Source organism: Serratia sp. (in: enterobacteria), assembly GCF_046715635.1.
In the GTDB taxonomy this organism is placed as follows: Bacteria; Pseudomonadota; Gammaproteobacteria; order Enterobacterales; family Enterobacteriaceae; genus Chania.
On record NZ_JBKJYW010000293.1, the window covers coordinates 18,613 to 35,649 of the forward strand.

12 protein-coding genes and 1 pseudogene are annotated in these 17,037 nt (G+C 52.0%); 9 read left to right on the forward strand and 4 right to left on the reverse strand.

Annotated features, from left to right (window positions below; all coding sequences use genetic code 11):
- Window positions 1-111 precede the first annotated feature (111 nt).
- From gadC to evgA, 4 genes are all read right to left on the reverse strand, one after another.
- The gene (gene gadC, locus ACLQ7H_RS14905) at window positions 112-1,650 is read right to left on the reverse strand and encodes a glutamate:gamma-aminobutyrate antiporter (RefSeq protein WP_411753354.1); all 1,539 of its coding nucleotides are present in this window, start codon (window positions 1,648-1,650) and stop codon (window positions 112-114) included.
- Between the two features lie 100 nt (window positions 1,651-1,750).
- A complete protein-coding gene (locus ACLQ7H_RS14910) occupies window positions 1,751-3,151 on the reverse strand; it encodes a glutamate decarboxylase (RefSeq protein ID WP_411753355.1) in 1,401 nt (466 codons plus the stop codon).
- A 229-nt stretch (window positions 3,152-3,380) separates the two neighbouring features.
- Window positions 3,381-6,977: a response regulator gene (locus ACLQ7H_RS14915; protein ID WP_411753356.1), complete on the reverse strand. Its 3,597-nt coding sequence runs from the start codon at window positions 6,975-6,977 to the stop codon at window positions 3,381-3,383.
- Between the two features lie 4 nt (window positions 6,978-6,981).
- Window positions 6,982-7,596 carry an acid-sensing system DNA-binding response regulator EvgA gene (gene evgA / locus ACLQ7H_RS14920; RefSeq protein ID WP_141133270.1) on the reverse strand — a complete coding sequence of 205 codons (615 nt, stop codon included), beginning with the start codon at window positions 7,594-7,596 and terminating at the stop codon, window positions 6,982-6,984.
- Between the two features lie 571 nt (window positions 7,597-8,167).
- Between evgA and ACLQ7H_RS14925 the strand changes: the two genes are divergently transcribed.
- The 9 genes and pseudogenes from ACLQ7H_RS14925 to ACLQ7H_RS14965 all read left to right on the forward strand — a co-directional run.
- Window positions 8,168-8,512: a biotin/lipoyl-binding protein gene (locus ACLQ7H_RS14925; RefSeq protein WP_411753365.1), complete on the forward strand. Its 345-nt coding sequence runs from the start codon at window positions 8,168-8,170 to the stop codon at window positions 8,510-8,512.
- Window positions 8,490-9,020, forward strand: a pseudogene (locus ACLQ7H_RS14930) (MFS transporter); the annotation flags it as partial. The gene ACLQ7H_RS14925 and the pseudogene ACLQ7H_RS14930, both read left to right, overlap by 23 nt.
- Window positions 9,021-9,268: 248 nt before the next feature.
- Window positions 9,269-9,625 carry a YdiL family protein gene (locus ACLQ7H_RS14935; RefSeq protein ID WP_411753357.1) on the forward strand — a complete coding sequence of 119 codons (357 nt, stop codon included), beginning with the start codon at window positions 9,269-9,271 and terminating at the stop codon, window positions 9,623-9,625.
- Between the two features lie 194 nt (window positions 9,626-9,819).
- Window positions 9,820-11,028, forward strand: coding sequence for an MFS transporter (locus ACLQ7H_RS14940; protein WP_411753358.1), 1,209 nt, complete (start codon window positions 9,820-9,822; stop codon window positions 11,026-11,028).
- Between the two features lie 676 nt (window positions 11,029-11,704).
- Window positions 11,705-12,940 (forward strand): MFS transporter, encoded by a 1,236-nt coding sequence (locus ACLQ7H_RS14945; RefSeq protein ID WP_411753359.1) that lies wholly within the window; start codon window positions 11,705-11,707, stop codon window positions 12,938-12,940.
- Between the two features lie 62 nt (window positions 12,941-13,002).
- Complete coding sequence (ydiB, locus tag ACLQ7H_RS14950) at window positions 13,003-13,869, forward strand: quinate/shikimate dehydrogenase (protein WP_411753360.1); 867 nt, start codon at window positions 13,003-13,005, stop codon at window positions 13,867-13,869.
- Window positions 13,870-13,945: 76 nt separating this feature from the next.
- Window positions 13,946-14,698 carry a type I 3-dehydroquinate dehydratase gene (aroD, locus tag ACLQ7H_RS14955; RefSeq protein WP_411753361.1) on the forward strand — a complete coding sequence of 251 codons (753 nt, stop codon included), beginning with the start codon at window positions 13,946-13,948 and terminating at the stop codon, window positions 14,696-14,698.
- Window positions 14,699-14,936: 238 nt separating this feature from the next.
- Entirely contained in the window at window positions 14,937-16,532 is a 1,596-nt protein-coding gene (locus ACLQ7H_RS14960) for an acyl CoA:acetate/3-ketoacid CoA transferase (protein ID WP_411753362.1), read from the forward strand.
- 13 nt (window positions 16,533-16,545) lie between these two features.
- Window positions 16,546-17,037, forward strand: a 492-nt coding sequence (locus tag ACLQ7H_RS14965) for an acyl-CoA dehydrogenase family protein (RefSeq protein ID WP_411753363.1), incomplete at its 3' end; no start/stop codon positions are given.

A 17,037-nucleotide genomic window follows, 5' to 3' on the forward strand; every position in this document is an offset into this window, starting at 1 on the left:
GATGAATGGGTAGGGACGAACCAACTCGTCCCGGTCTAACCTATTGATTATATTAACGGGCGCTGCATGCAGCGCCCCTTGTTGCAAGTTCAGTGCAGAGTGAGGAAACGATTAATGGACTTGCTTGTCATCGACAAAAATATGGTGCGCGGAGCGTGCACGCGGGTGGATAAAGAAGTGCCCTTCTGGCGCAGAATCCGTGCTTACAGGCACCAGCTTGAGGTTGGTCGCCTTCAAGCGTTTATCATGCAGCGCATAGATAATGAACGGGATAGCCACAACCACCAGGAAACACACCACCAGCATAGTCACGTACATATGGTTGGCTTCTACCCCGGCCAGACCTGAAGGCGGGAAGAATGAGACCACAAAGGCAACCGCAGAGGTCAGCAAACCAATAGTAGCCACGGCAAGCTTGACCATTTTGCCACCCGGAATATTGAAGACACGTTCGTTTTCCGTCTGTTTGCGTACCAGTTTGATGTAGCCCAGGAACAGCAGGAAGTAACTGCACAGGTAGATCACCACGGTCAACGCCAGCGCAATCAGGAAGGACATGTTATTGCCGCCCCCGGTGTTGGTCAGGACAATCAACGCAATCGAAGTAATCACCAACTGAGAAATCACCAGTGCAACCGGCACCCCATTCTTGTTCATTTTGGCAAAGCGAGCAGGCAAGATCCCTTGTTGTGCGGTAACCAGCATGCCGCGAGACGGGCCAACAATCCAGGCGGCAATTTCTGCCAACACGCCTAACAGCAGCAGTGCAGCAATGACGCGCACAGCCCATTCAAACTGCGGACCGAAGTGTGAGATCAACACGCTGAAGGTTTGCATCACACCCGCAGAAAGGTTGATTTCACCTCGTGGGATCACCGCTGCGATAGAAAGCCCGCCGACAGAACTTAAACAAATAGCCGCAACCATCAGCAACAGCATGGCAAGCGGATAATCGCGGCCCGGGTTTTTCATCTCGTTGACGTGAGTCGCCGAGGCTTCAACGCCCATATAGCTCAGGATAAACGCTACGAACACCACCAGCGTGCCCATTTGGGTAAAGTCTGGGAAGAAGGTAGAGGCGTTCATTTCGATGGCCAGCGGCGCACCAGAATGCAGATAGCTGACGGCCAGGACCACCAGCACAGCCGCAGGTAACAGGATGCCGGCAAAGAAGCCAATCTTGGCAATGCGCGCGGTGTTTTTGGTACCACCGAACTGGGTGAAAGCCAGCCCCCACAAGATAACCAATGCCGCGACGGTTTTAACGATCGGGTCTTCATTCAGCTCAGGCCACTTGAGGATATAAGACAGCGCCCCCAGCACAAAATAGAGCATAGGGATAAAACCTACGGCAATTTGCAGGTAGCCAAAGGAGATGGCGGCAAAGCCCCATTTCTCACCCAGGGTTTTAGACACCCAGGTGAATACCCCACCTTCCTGCCACCCTTTTACCGTCGCCATCTCGGCGGCACAGAGGCCTACGGGAATAAACCACAGGAACCCGCCTAACAGCAGGAAGAAGATCAGAGAAAAACCCGATGTTGCAAAGGTCGGATATTCATAAACCGCCATTACCATAGATGCGGTAATAGCAAAAAAGCCTAACAACGTTAATTGTTTTGGAGCGGCGCTTTTTTCTGTGCTCGCCATAACGATTCTCCTGCCGGAAGAGGTTGCTCTTCTCAGCGAATATTGGTGGGGGAAAAAAACGGGGCCGACAAAATCGCCGCCCCGTCAAAAAGTAGAGTGATTACCCGTGGTTGAAACCACTGCCTTGTTGCGCAGACACTGGGTTGATGACAGGGTGATTCTCGAATTCTATCAGCGCCCTTTTGATATCTTCGATCAGCAGACAACCGAGGTCGTAGCTCACGCCGTGGCGCACCAGGATGCGTTGAATAACCAGATCTTCACGGTGTGTCGGCATCGAATAGGCCGGAACCTGCCAACCGCGAGCGCGCAGTTTTTCCGCCAGATCGTAAAGGGTGTAACCGCCGATCGCCGCGCCGTCTTTCAGTTTCCACGCCAGCGCCGGGATGCCCTTATCGCTGTCACCATCAAACAGAATGTCAAACGGCCCCAGGTTGCCAATCTCTGCCGCCAAATGTTGTGCCGTGGCGTAGCAAGCGTTATGGATTTTGGCGTAGCCTTCGCGGCCAAGGCGCAGGAAGTTGTAATACTGAGCAACGATCTGGCCACCGGGGCGCGAGAAGTTCAGCGCGAAGGTTGGCATGTTGCCGCCAAGATAGTTGACGTTGAAAATCAGCTCTTCTGGCAAATCTGCCGCTTCACGCCATATCACCCAACCGGCACCCAGCGGGGCCAAACCAAATTTATGGCCAGATGAGTTGATGGATTTCACCCGCGGCAGACGGAAATCCCACTCCAGTTCTGGCGAGCAGAATGGAGCCAGGAAAGCGCCGCTGGCACCATCGATGTGCATCGGAATATCCAGGCCGGTTTCCTGCTGCAGGCGATCCAGCGCATCGCTCACCTCTTTCACCGGCTCGTACTGGCAGGTGAACGTCACGCCCAGCGTTGGCACGACACCGATGGTGTTTTCGTCAACGCGCTTGAGCACTTCTTCCGCGTTCATGATCAGACGATCGCCATTCAGTGGGATTTCACGCAGCTCTACGTCAAAGTAACGGGCAAACTTGTGCCAGCAGATCTGCACCGGGCCACAAATCAGGTTGGGTTTATTGCTAGGCAACCCCTGCTCGGCGCGCTTTTTGCGCCACTGCCATTTCAGCGCCAGCCCACCCAACATGGCGGCTTCTGAGGAACCGATGGTTGAACAACCCAGAGTCGTTTCCGGCGTTGGCGAATTCCACAGGTCGGCCAGCATTCTGACGCAGCGGGCTTCAATTTCGGCAGTTTGCGGATATTCGTCTTTATCGATCATGTTCTTGTCGATCGACAGATCCATCAGTTCGCGAATTTCGTCATCCACCCAGGTCTGGCAGAACGTCGCCAGGTTTTGGCGTGAATTACCATCCAGCATCAGTTCGTCGCGAATGGCATTAAATACGTTGCGCGGATTACGCTCGGCCATTGGGAAGGTTGATTTCGGTAATGCATTTGCCAAATCGACCGAGGCGTAAACATCATCATTTTCATTATAAGCTGGAGTAGTATTTGTGTTGTTCATAATAATAACCTTTTTAGATAAACCTATTAATCAAGAATTAAATTCGCGGTATCAGATAGCATAAATAGCGTTATTATTTGAACGCTAGGTTCGCCGCAAAACTTGATAAGGATATTAAAACAGGCATCGTTGCGAAGATATCAGAGGGATTGGTAATTACTGTAGGTGCGGGACTACACTTGTAGGCTTATATCAAATGAGTGCAACATGACAGGGTATGAATATATCCCTATGGGCGGAAAAATGCCTCAATAGCTGCATTCAGCCCCTGCAGCAACTGTTCCAGCTCGCGCATGCCCTCTTCGATCACCGCCTCATGCTGTTGCGTCGCCAACGCATTTTCCAGTTCTTCGCTAAGCAGATGTAATGACGTGGCCCCCAGCAGCTGAGCCGTACCATTAATGCGGTGTAAATGGCGTTGCAGAGTTGGCCAGTCCTGTAATTGGAGTGCCTTTCTCGCCGCCAGCAAATCTTGGTCATTTTCCAGGCGCGACTGTGCAAGCATCTGGCGCATCAGGGCGTTGTCACCCAAGCTGAGTGCCTGCAGCGTCGCCATATCGACAAATTCGCTGAGTGGATCGGCCTGCGAAGGTCCTGTCACACCTTGTAGCGCCGCTTCCAACTGCGGTAAATCTACCGGTTTGAACAGACACAGGTTCATGCCCATCGCCAGGCAGCGCTCTTTCTCTTCAGCCTGTGCGTTGGCGGTTAGCCCCCAGATAATGATGTCCTGATTGAATTCACGCACCCGACTGGTCAGCGTGATGCCATCCATATTAGGCATGTTGAGATCGGTGATGAGCAGATCGTACGGATTGGCCTCGATCAAGGCCAGAGCTGCCACACCATCAATGGCCTCATCGACCCGATAGCCAAGCGTAGCCAACTGACGACGCAGCAGCAACCGGTTTGTAGGGTGATCGTCAGCAATCACAATCCTCAGCGCTTTTGGGCCACTGACGAGCGTTTTCGGTGTGAATGAAATGGCGGCAACCTTTTCCAGATCCGCAACCGCTGTGGTGAGCGTCATCGTCATGGTGGTGCCCCTGCCCGGCTGGCTGGCCATGTCTATGGTACCAGCCATGCGTTCAACCAACTCACGGCAGATCGTCAGACCCAATCCCGATCCGGTCTGTTGCTTGCCCCACTTGGTCTGACTAAAGGGCTTGAACAGATGTTGCTGTTCCTGCGGGCTAATGCCCGCCCCGCTATCTCTCACGCTCAGCGTCAGGCGAGTTTGATCGGTGCCCTGCGCGTGCGTTTGCGCTATCACTTCGATCCCTCCCTCAACGGTAAATTTGATAGCGTTACTGAGGAGATTGGCCAGCACCTGTTTCACTGCCTGCGGATCGAGCCACAGCGCCTGCGTTTTTTCCAGGCGATAATCGACCGACAGCCGCAGGTTTTTCAGCGTGGCCACCCCTTCAAAACTACTCACCGTCGTAGCTAACAACGAGGCAAGATCCACCCGTTCTGGCGCCAGCTCAAAGTTGCCAGACTCAATTTTTTCCATATCCAGCACATCCCCAATCAGACCGAGTAGTGACTGAGCGGTGGAATAAGCCAACTGAATAGATTCCTTCTCTGCTGCCGGACTTTGGCTATGGGTAGTCAGTAACTCCAGGAACCCCATGATTGCACTCACCGGCGTACGGATCTCATGGCTCATGCTGGCAAGGAAAGTGCTCTTGGCCCGATTGGCATCGATGGCCTTGTCTTTCTCCACCTGCAACGCCTCCATCAGTTGCCTGGATTCGGTAATGTCCTGCCAGCCGCAAATCAGCGTGGGCGGCGTGTTGGCGGGTAGTTGGCACAGCGTTAACCAGTGCAGGATCAGGCGCTCTTCCGTGCCATTATTCAGCACCAGTTGATGAGGGATAACCTGGTTGACTTGCAGCCCTTGCTGGATATTGGGTTGAAGCGCTGTGAAAATGTCTGCTAGTGGATGACGGCGATCGAACAATGACTGATGCATCGCGGCATGTAACTCGGGGGTGAAGAAGGCCCCGAAGGCGCTGTTGTAGCTTTCGAGCTCACCTTCCACCGAAATAACGTACACCGGCACGGGGATCGAGTTGAATAAGGTCTGGCGGAAACCAAGCTGATACTCCAGCGCAGCCTGTGCCTCTTTGCTTTTACGGATGGCCCGCAGCAGATAGGCTCCCCACAGCAAGCTGCTGACAACCAGCAGCGTAGCCAGAACGATCACCAGGTAAAAAGGCCGGTTATAGAGGTTCCAGGTGTCAATTTTCACTTCGGGGGTTTTTACCCACTTCCCAGCCAAATTCATCAGTTCTTTGGGGGGAATATCGTCGATTGCCTTATTCAGAATGCTTTGTAACTCTTGCGAGCCACGTGGAATGACAAAGGCGATCTGGGCGGTGCGCTCGTCGGGGATACGGAAATAGCTCAGCCGATTGGGATAATAGTGATCGATGATGTAGCGCGAGGCGAGCTGTGTGGACACCACCGCGTCAATTTCCCTCCGATCCAGCATGCTCAGCGCCGCGCCGGTGTTCTCTACCTCAACCCATTGCACACCCGGATATTTGGTTTTCAGTTTTTCCGATAACGTATGGTAGGCCGGAATAGCGACTTTCATACCAGGCTTCATCGTTTCGGTCTGCTTGACTGCAACGCGGGTGACGATCACAAAAGGAGTCGCCAAAAACGGATGAGTGAAGGCCGCCTGTTCTTCCCGCTCTGGGCTGTACGTGGCCGAGGACAGGATATCCCAATTGCCACTACGTATAATGCTGGCCATCTCTTCATTGGAGTTGGCAATCACCGGTTCAAAGGTCAAACCGGTTTGCAGCTGGATCAGGTTAAGGATATCGCCAACTATCCCGCGTATTTCCTGGTTTTCATCCACCATGCTAAACGGGGCGTAATAGGGATTAATCACTATGCGCAATTTGCGGTTTTTTTCCAGCCAGCGAGTTTCCTGTGGGGTAAAAGCCAGGTCCCTGGTTAAAAAGGTGAGGTTACCCATATCAATCCAGGACTGAGCAATCTGGCTATGCTGAGGTTCGGTCAGTGAACTGATAAATCTGTCGACAATGTTGACCAATTGCCGCTGACTATCGAGCGCAATAAGCACATCGCCGCTTTGCGGTGCTCGCCAGAACTTCACCATTCCCAGCGTCTGGTAGAAATCGCGCGCGATAATAAAACTGGTGGTGAGGTTATTGCCGAGAAAGTAGTCACTCTGATGACTGGCAACCGAGGCCAACGCCTGATATTCATCGGCAAAAGAAAGGACGCTGGCGTTAGGAAATGCCTGTTTAATAAATGATTCTGGGGGAAAATCCCGGGTGATCGCTATCTTAAGCTTATCGCTATTATCGTGAAACGGCTTCATCACCTCGGCAAGCCGCGTCACCAGTGTTGGATAGCCTTGCACCAGCGGCAAGCTGGCAATAAAGGGAGCCTTTTGCGGGCTAATCCTACCGGGAGTAGTGAGAACAAGATCGACGCGGCCCGCAAGAAGTGCCGCCAATGCCTGTTGCTCATCGGCATAGAGTTTGACGTTCACATTGATATTCAGCGCCTTTCCCAGCAACACCAGATAATCCGCATTCATCCCCCAATAGCGTCCGGTGACGCTATTCATAGTCAACGGTTGGGATTCAACACCATACACCGCGACGGTAAGACTGCGCTTTTGCGCCAGCCAGATAAAGTCGTCGTGGCCTAAGTAGACGGCCGGAGGCGTGACCAGGTGGTTACTCGCCAGCGCTAACGTGATCGGCCCGTTGATCACTGCCCGTGCAGGCAGCATCAGAAACAGTAAAACCAGCCAAAACCCCAGCGCCCGTTTTAGCATCCACTCACCCAATTTTATTACGGTTGGCGAAAGCAAATAGATCGGCCAACGAGCTACAGCCGAGCTTCTCCATTAAACGGCTTTTATAGGTGCTAACCGTTTTATTGCTGATAAACATCGCTGCCGCAATCTGCATATTATCTGCACCGCTGAGGAGAGAACGCATCACCTTGATCTCCTGACTGGAGAGCGATCCCAGCATTTCCTGTTCCGAAGAAAGACTGCCGACAAAGCCGTTCAGTGAGAAAGGAAAATAGCTGTAGCCATTCTGGGCAGCATGCACCGCTGCAATAATATTGGTCATGCCCTCTTTTTTACTGATAAACGCATTGGCCCCGGCATCCGCGCTACGCTTGCCGTAGAACAGATCGTTTTTGGCGGAGACCACGATAATGATTTGGCTGAACTGCTGCTTTCTGAGCTTTTCAACCACCTCAATACCGCTCATGATGGGAATATCGACGTCGACAATCACCACGTCTGGCTGCTGCTGCGCCACCTGTAGCAGCGCCTCTGCCCCGTCCCCTGCCTCGCCAATGACGCTAATACCTTCACTTTCCAGCAGGTTCTTGATCGCCATACGAGCCAGAGGATGGTCGTCAACAATTACGGCGCTCAAAGACTTGGTTTCACTCATTGTCGTTTCCTGGTCATATAAAAATACGGGCAGCGTTGGTCAGCGATGTTTCTTCGCTTACGCTTTATCTTAAGGATTTCAAGCTATCTACGAGCTTATAGCATAACCCTGTTTAGAGTTCTAATTCGCCGTTTCCCCTCACGCCACGGGACTTCACGTGTAGGACGCTGCCTGCAATGATTTCCGATGTCTCTGCTGTGTTACGGCAACGCCCGCTTTTATAATCACTACGAACTTTCAGCGTTTCTTCCCATAGGCCTATGCCGCTTTAAGCTGAAGGTGATTAACCAAGCCATTCAATGAATAAATTACGCGCTGAGCTTATTGCCCACAGCAGCGTAATGGTTTGCTATTGCTCATAAAACAGACAAGCAAGGGTTTTGCCATGCCACAATTACCACCGTCAGACAGTAACCCGGTTAAAACACCATTAGAAAAAAGAAAGCAATGGCTGCTCATTTTTCTAATGGTGATTGTTATTGCGGCCATGGCCAGTGCAGCCTGGTGGTATTTCAATTCGCGCAACGTGCAAAGCACCGATGATGCCTATGTGATGGGCAATCAGGTCACTATTTCTTCGCAGGTTAACGGCAGCGTGGTCAGCGTGAATTACACCAATACCGATTTAGTCCAGCAAGGGGATGTCTTGGTCAATTTAGATGATACCGATGCCAACCTCAACTTTAAAAAAGTCAAAAATAAGCTGGCGGAAACGGTGAGAAAAACCAAACAGATCTATGTCAACGACGCACAATATAACGCCAATATTGCCCAGGCTAAAATCGCTTACCAGCAAGCGCAGGCCGATTATCAACGCCGTACCCAATTGATGGGTGCGGGGGCCTTTTCAAAAGAAGACCTGCAACATGCGCGTAATGCCGTTACTGGTGACCTTTAGCTTTATCGTCTATGCCGGTTGCTACTACTGGCGTGCGATGACGTTTAACCCGGCGATGGGTTTTACAGCCGTGGTGCTGCCGCAGTTGATGCAAGGCTTTGCCGTAGCTTGCTTCTTCCTGCCGCTGACCACCATTTCGTTATCAGGCCTCGCGCCAGAAAAATTTGCCGCAGCCACCAGCCTGAGCAACTTTTTCCGGACGCTTTCTGGCTCGATCGGCACGTCACTCACCATGACCCTGTGGAGCAACCGGGAATCGTTTCATCATGCGCAGTTGACGCAGTCGGTTACGCAATTCAACCCGGCGGCGATCAACCTGGATCACGATCTGCAACATCTGGGCTTCAACCAGCAGCAAGCAGCGACCTATATCAACGATCAAATTACCCAGCAGAGCTTGCTGATGTCGGCCAACGATATTTTCTATCTCTCTGCCGGGGTGTTCCTGATGCTGACCCTGCTGGTGTGGTTCGCCAAACCGCCGTTTAATACGGCCAAGGCGGGTTAAGAACTAGCGCTTAACGGTGTTACCCTCCCAGACCCGCGTCAGCAAATAAACTCGGAATCAAAATCAATGAAGCCGTCCACTCGGGCGGCTTTACAATTCCCCACAGTAAAACCTCATAATGCGGCAATATATTCACACCCCGGCAACAAATAATATTGCACAAAATAGTGTGACCCTGTTCAAGACGAAAAACGTCCAATAATGCTATTTATTCTGCATGGTATTCTCTAACGTGGATCTGCGTAATCATGAATCATTTAGAACTGCAGGCACTGCGTCAGCTTTTTTTTATGACTGTCGACGAATGTGCGACCTATATTTCACCTGACAACAATTTAGCCACATGGCAGCAATGGGAGCGTGGTGAAAGTGAAATACCGGCCGTCATTATTGAAACATTCACAAAAATGATTAAAAAAAGAAAAAACCACATCAACGCCATCATCGACAAGATTAACAATCGCATTGGTAATAATACCATGCGCTTCTTCCCCGATTATGCGTCCTTCCTGGCTGTCTACGACCAAGGTGACTATCTGGAATGGAAAATTTATCAGTCGGTCGCCGCACAACTTTATGCTTATGATCTCGAGCGGCTATGTTAACTCTAACTAATAGGACATATCGCACTCGTTAACATGGACGGGATTTTATAAGGAAGGCTTATCAACACCACCTGCCCATAGTTTTGACTAACTACCACTCCTGACAGCAGGCTAATGCCTGTAACATTCTCGTGCCCAGCCGTTTTTCCCGGCACGAATTATTTATTATTGAACGAGTTTCTGAGCAACAACCTATGGAAAACAAATACGTACCAACGGCCTTGGGGCTGTATCTGAATTATCTGGTGCACGGGATGGGGGTGATATTAATCAGCTTGAATATGCCTTATCTGGCAGAACAATGGCACACCGATGCCGCTGGCATCTCGATCGTCATCTCTTCTTTGGGCATTGGCAGGCTAAGTGTGTTATTAATCACCGGCATGTTATCCGATCGTTTTGGCCGCAGGCCCTTTATTTTTCTGGGGATAGTGTGCTATTTGGGATTCTTTATCGGCATTCTGCTTAGCCACACCATTATTATCGCTTATGTATTTGGTTTTTTAGCCGGCGTCGCCAACAGTTTTCTCGACTCAGGCACCTACCCTACGCTGATGGAAGCGTTCCCCAAGTCGCCAGGCACCGCCAATATCTTGATCAAAGCCTTTGTCTCCGGCGGCCAGTTTATGTTGCCGATGGTAATCAGCCTGCTGGTCTGGGCTGAGGTCTGGTTTGGCTGGTCCTTCCTGATCGCGGCTGGCATTATGCTGCTCAACGGCCTGTTCCTGCTACGCTGCCCATTCCCTGCTCATCCGGGGCAACGAGTGGCCGCCGAACCCGATGTAGGTACAGACGACAATCACCGCTGTTCCATCGTAGATCTGATCAGCTATACCTTATATGGCTATATTGCCATGGCCACCTTTTACCTGATCAGCCAGTGGCTGGCACAGTATGGCCAGTTTGTGGCGGGTATGAGCTATACGATGTCGATCAAGCTGTTGAGCATCTACACCATCGGTTCGTTGATGTGCGTGTTCATCACCGCCGGGCTGGTAAAGAAAAGGTTTAAATCAACCACCTTTCTGATGCTGTATACCTTTATCTCCTTCATTACCCTACTCACCGTTTGCCTGTATCCCAACATGTACGTCGTGATGGTGTTCGCTTTCGTCATCGGCTTTTCTGCCGCAGGCGGGGTCATGCAGCTGGGGTTGACGCTGATGGCTACCCGCCTTCCCAACGCAAAAGGCAAAGCCACCGGCATTTATTACAGCGCCGGTAGCCTGGCAACGTTCACCATTCCTTTGATTACCGCCAAGATTTCCGAAACCAGTATCGCCAACATTATGTGGTTCGATACCGGTATCGCGGCCTGTGGTTTTCTGTTGGCGCTGTTTATTGGCTACCGTAGCCATAAAGAGGCTAACCGTCCCCTTAAGATGGTGCAGATGGTCAGTTGAACCCGCCAAATTACCTTCTCTGACTGTTAACTTTCTTATGCTGTATCTCCCTCACCCCAACCCTCTCCCCAAGGAGAGGGAGCTGATCCAGTGCCGTGGTCAGGTACAGTTTCCACAACTCATTACGGACTCGATCGGTCCCCTCTCCTTTTGGAAGAGGGGGCATTATTTAGATACAAAAACCTAGCTTTATTCCAGCAAGCAGCGCCACATACAATATTATTATAACCCTGTGCAATATGAGACAGTATTTCGTCAGCGGCTGATCCCTTGGCAAAGTAAATAGCTTGTTAATGGCTACTGGCGTTTACAACGCCTAAACAGCAAACACCCGATAGCAGCCTTCTGTACCCAAATGACCAGGCGAAATATCGGCACAATTCGGCAACACCATCAAACTCCACCTCAGCATCTTTCCCTGCAATAAAGTTGAAAACTAAAACGGCATATTACGTATTTATCATCTGAGGCATTACCTATACTCAGCACACGTCAGGTTGCCGATGTATTGGCGGTTATCCATGACCCAAGTTATTTACCGCAGTGTGACTTATCGGGATGTTTTCACCCAGTACTTTCCCGCAATGATTAATGATTGATTAAAAAGAAAGGCCAACAGAACAACACATCCCCTGGATCCAAAAACGTAATAAATTAGCGACAAGCGGAGAACAGTATGAGCCAGAGCAAGGCCTTCAAAGCGCCATTTTTGTTAGCGGTCATCAGTATCTATTTGAGTTATTTTCTCCACGGTGCCAGCGTCATCACGCTGGCGCAAAACATGACGCCACTGGCCGAGAAATTCGGCACCGACAACGCGGGCATTGCCTACCTGATATCCGGCATTGGCCTTGGCCGACTGGTCAGCATTCTGTTCTTTGGCGTAATCTCGGATAAGTTTGGCCGCCGCGCCGCCATTTTGATCGGCGTCGCCCTGTATATTCTGTTCTTCTTTGGCATCCCGGCCAGCCCTAATCTGATCGTCGCCTTTGGCCTGGCGGTGTGCGTTGGCGTTGCCAATGCGGCGCTCGATACCGGCGGCTACCCTGCCCTGATGGAGAGTTATCCCAAGACTTCCGGCTCGGCGGTGATCCTGGTGAAGGCCATGGTCTCTTTCGGCCAGATGTTCTATCCGATGTTGGTCAGCTACCTGCTGGTCAGCCACATCTGGTACGGCTACGCGATGGTCATCCCGGGGATCCTGTTCGTCCTGATCACCTTGCTGCTGCTAAAAAGCAAGTTCCCCAGCCAGCTGGTTGATGCCTCCGTGGCCAAAGAATTGCCGCAGATGAACACCAAGCCGCTGGCCTGGTTGGAAGGCGTTTCCTCCGTGATCTTCGGCGTGGCCGCATTCTCTACTTTCTATGTCATTGTGGTCTGGATGCCGAAATACGCGATGGCATTTGCCGGTATGGCGGAGGCCGATGCGCTGAAAACCATCTCCTGGTATAGCCTTGGCTCGCTGATGTGCGTGTTTATCTTTGCCCTGCTGTTAAAAAGCACCGTGCGCCCGGTGTGGGCCAACGTGTTTAACGCCGGTGTATCGGTGATCGCGGCAACCATTATCTATCTGTATCCCTCACCGCTGGTGTGTAACCTTGGCGCCTTTGCGATTGGTTTCTCTGCCGCCGGGGGGATATTGCAGCTTGGCGTTTCTGTCATGTCGGAGTTTTTCCCGAAAAGCAAAGCCAAGGTCACCAGCGTTTATATGATGATGGGCGGGTTAGCCAACTTCTTGATCCCATTGATTACCGGTTATCTCTCCAACATTGGCTTGCAATACATCATCCTGCTGGATATTGCCTTTGCCCTGCTGGCATTGGTTACCGCCATCATCGTCTTCATTCGCTACTACCAAGTATTCAAAGTTCCGCAAAGTGACCTGCGATTGGGTGAGCGCTTTTTCCAATAACCCCAAGCAGCGATTACGCAGGCTTGCGCCCCACATGATCATGGTTAGACAAGGAGTTTAGAATGGAAGTTACCGCAAAATATGAACTTATCGGGCTGATGGCCTATCCGATCAGACACAGCTTATCACCAGAGATGCAAAACAAAGCGTTGGATAAAGTCGGGCTACCTTTTACCTATATGGCTTTCGAAGTCGACACCACCACCTTCGCCAGCGCGATTGAAGGGCTTAAGGCGTTAAAAATGCGCGGCACCGGCGTCTCAATGCCTAACAAGCAGTTTGCCTGTCAGTATGTTGATGAGCTAACGCCTGCGGCCAAACTGGTTGGCGCCATCAATACCATAGTCAACGACGACGGCTACCTGCGCGGCTATAACACCGACGGTACCGGGCATATTCGGGCCATCAAGGAAACCGGTTTTGATATCAAGGGCAAAACCATGGTGCTAGTCGGCGCGGGTGGCGCATCTACCGCTATCGGCGCACAGGCGGCCGTTGAAGGCATCAAAGAGATCAAACTGTTTAATCGTAAGGACGAGTTCTTTGATCAGGCGCTCGCCTTTGCCGAACGGGTCAACGACAACACCGACTGCAAGGTAACCGTGACCGATCTGGCAGACCAGCAAGCGTTTGCCAGCGCCATCGCCAGCGCGGATATCCTGACTAACGGCACCAAAGTCGGGATGAAACCGCTGGAAAACGAGAGCATTGTCAGCGACATCGCCATGTTGCGGCCGGAACTGCTGGTGACGGAGTGCGTGTATAACCCGCACATGACCAAGTTGCTGCAAATGGCCCAACAGGCGGGTTGCAAAACGGTGGACGGTTACGGCATGTTGTTATGGCAAGGCGCCGAACAGTTCAAGCTGTGGACTGGCAAGGATTTCCCACTGGAATACGTTAAGCAGGTGATGGGATTCGAGGCGTAGCATTCCCGTAGCGCGTGGTGATGAGCTTAGATCACCACCTTATTGATTGCGGCAAAAAAGCATGCAAAAGGTCAAAATGAAAACCATAACCGTAAAAAACATTGTGTTCGGCGAAGGCGCGCCAAAAATCATTGTCTCGCTGATGGGTAAAGATATCCCTAGTGTGGTGGCCGAAGCGCAGGATTATCGCCACGCCGATTTCGATATTCTGGAGTGGCGCGTCGATCATTTTGAGGATGTCGCCACGCTCAGCAACGTGCTAGCCGCCGCTCATCAGATCAAAGCGATCATTGCCGACAAGCCGCTGCTGTTTACCTTCCGCAGCGCCCAGGAAGGCGGTGAGCAGGCGTTGCCCCCACAGGCCTATATCGCGCTCAATCTGGCGGCGGTGGACAGCGGCCTGGTCGATATGATCGATCTGGAACTGTTTACCGGTGACGATCTGGTCAAAGAGGCCGTGGCCCATGCCCACGCCAACAACGTCAAAGTCATCATGTCGAATCATGATTTCCATAAAACGCCGCCGCAGGAGGAAATCGTCCAACGCCTGTGCAAAATGCAGGAGCTGGGAGCCGATATTCCAAAAATCGCCCTGATGCCGCAAAGCAAAAGTGACGTATTGACGCTGCTGGCCGCGACGCTGGAAATGCACGAGAAGCATGCCAACGGGCCGATCATCACCATGTCGATGGCCAAAACCGGCATTATCTCCCGGCTAGCGGGCGAAACCTTTGGCTCTGCGGCCACCTTTGGCGCGGTCAAGAAAGCCTCCGCGCCTGGGCAAATCTCCGTCACGGATTTACGCACTATATTAACGATACTGCATTAATTCAGCGGCGTATTGATATCACTATCGGCGGGAATAATAGTATTCCCGTTCAATAAATATTGGAACGCTAATAGGGGTTAGTTAAGCAAAGAAATAGGTGCATCAATCGCCTTAACTGACAAACGTTATTAATACAGCAATCAACTCTGCGGCTTGGCTGCGGCATCCGCACGCCTGCGCGTGGGCTTGATTGCCCCGCAAAATAAAATAAATGCATCGGTCATCAACAGGAGTGGTTATGGATCTGGTAAAACCGAAAAGAATTAATGGCAGAGTCCCGGTATTATCGGCACAAGAGGCGGTAAATTATATTCCTGACGAAGCCACCTTGTGCGTATTAGGGGCCGGTGGCGGTATTCTGGAGGCCACCACTTTAATTACCGCGCTGGCAGAAAAATATCAAACCACGCAAACCCCGCGTGACCTGTCATTAATCAGCCCGACAGGGTTAGGTGACCGAGCCGATCGCGGCATCAGCCCGCTGGCACAGGTTGGGCTGGTGAAGTGGGCGCTGTGCGGGCATTGGGGGCAATCCCCACGCATCTCCGATCTGGCCGAGCAGAACAAGATTGCGGCCTACAACTATCCCCAAGGCGTGTTAACCCAGACCCTACGGGCCGCAGCGGCGCACCAGCCGGGAATTTTAACCGATATCGGTATTGGTACCTTCGTCGACCCGCGTCAACAAGGCGGCAAACTCAATGAGGTGACCACAGAAGATCTCATCAAGCTGATCGAGATCGATAACCAGGAATATCTCTACTACAAGGCCATTGCGCCCAACGTCGCCTTTATTCGCGCCACCACCTGCGACAGCGAAGGCTATGCCTCGTTCGAAGATGAGGTGATGTATCTGGATGCGCTGGTGATTGCCCAGGCGGTGCACAACAACGGCGGCATCGTGATGATGCAGGTGCAAAAGATGGTCAAGAAGGCGACGCTGCACCCTAAATCGGTGCGTATCCCTGGCTATCTGGTTGATATCGTGGTGGTCGATCCACAGCAGACGCAGCTGTATGGCGGCGCCCCGGTAAACCGCTTTATTTCCGGCGATTTCGTGCTCGATGACAGCACCCAAATCGCCCTGCCCCTTAACCAACGCAAACTGGTGGCGCGACGTGCGCTATTTGAGATGCGTAAAGGGGCAGTGGGCAACGTCGGGGTGGGCATTGCCGACGGCATCGGCCTGGTCGCCCGCGAAGAAGGGTGTGCCGATGATTTCGTGCTAACGGTCGAAACTGGCCCCATCGGCGGCATTACCTCCCAGGGCGTGGCCTTCGGCGCAAACGTCAACACCCGTGCCGTCCTGGATATGACCTCCCAGTTTGATTTCTACCACGGCGGTGGATTGGACGTCTGTTACCTGAGCTTTGCCGAAGTGGATCAACAGGGTAACGTTGGCGTGCATAAATTCAACGGCAAAATCATGGGGACCGGTGGCTTTATCGATATCAGCGCGACGTCGAAAAAGATTGTGTTCTGCGGCACCCTCACCGCCGGCAGTTTAAAAACCGAGGTCGCCGACGGCCAGCTGAATATTGTGCAGGAAGGACGGATCAACAAATTCGTCAAGCAATTACCAGAAATCACCTTTAGCGGCAAAATCGCGCTCGAGCGGGGATTAGACGTGCGCTACATCACCGAACGCGCCGTCTTTACTCTCAAAGCAGATGGCCTGCACTTGGTTGAAATTGCCCCCGGTGTCGATCTGGAAAAAGACATTCTGGCAAAAATGGATTTCGCCCCGGTTATTTCCCCACAGCTGAAACTGATGGACGAAAGACTGTTTATCGACGGCGTCATGGGTTTCACTTTACCTGAAGCGGTATATTAAAAGGAGTAAGGCTATGGACTTTTCTTTAACTGAAGAGCAGGAACTGTTGCTTGCCAGTATTCGGGAACTGATCGGCAATAACTTTTCGGAGGAGTATTTCCGCACCTGCGATCAGACCTCAACCTACCCTACCGAGTTTATGCGCGCGCTCGCCGATAGCGGTATTTCTCTGTTAGGTGTGCCGGAAGAATTCGGTGGCATTCCGGCGGACTATGTCACCCAGATGCTGGCGCTGATGGAAGTCTCCAAATGTGGCGCACCGGCGTTTCTGATCACCAACGGCCAGTGTATTCACAGCATGCGTCGTTTCGGTTCGGCCGAACAGCTGCGCAAGACGGCAGAAAGCACGCTGGCTACCGGAGATCCGGCCTATGCGCTGGCCCTGACCGAACCGGGCGCAGGCTCGGACAATAGCGCCGCGACCACCACCTACACCCGTAAAAACGGCAAGGTGTATCTGAACGGGCAAAAAACCTTTATCACCGGTGCCAAAGAATACCCATAT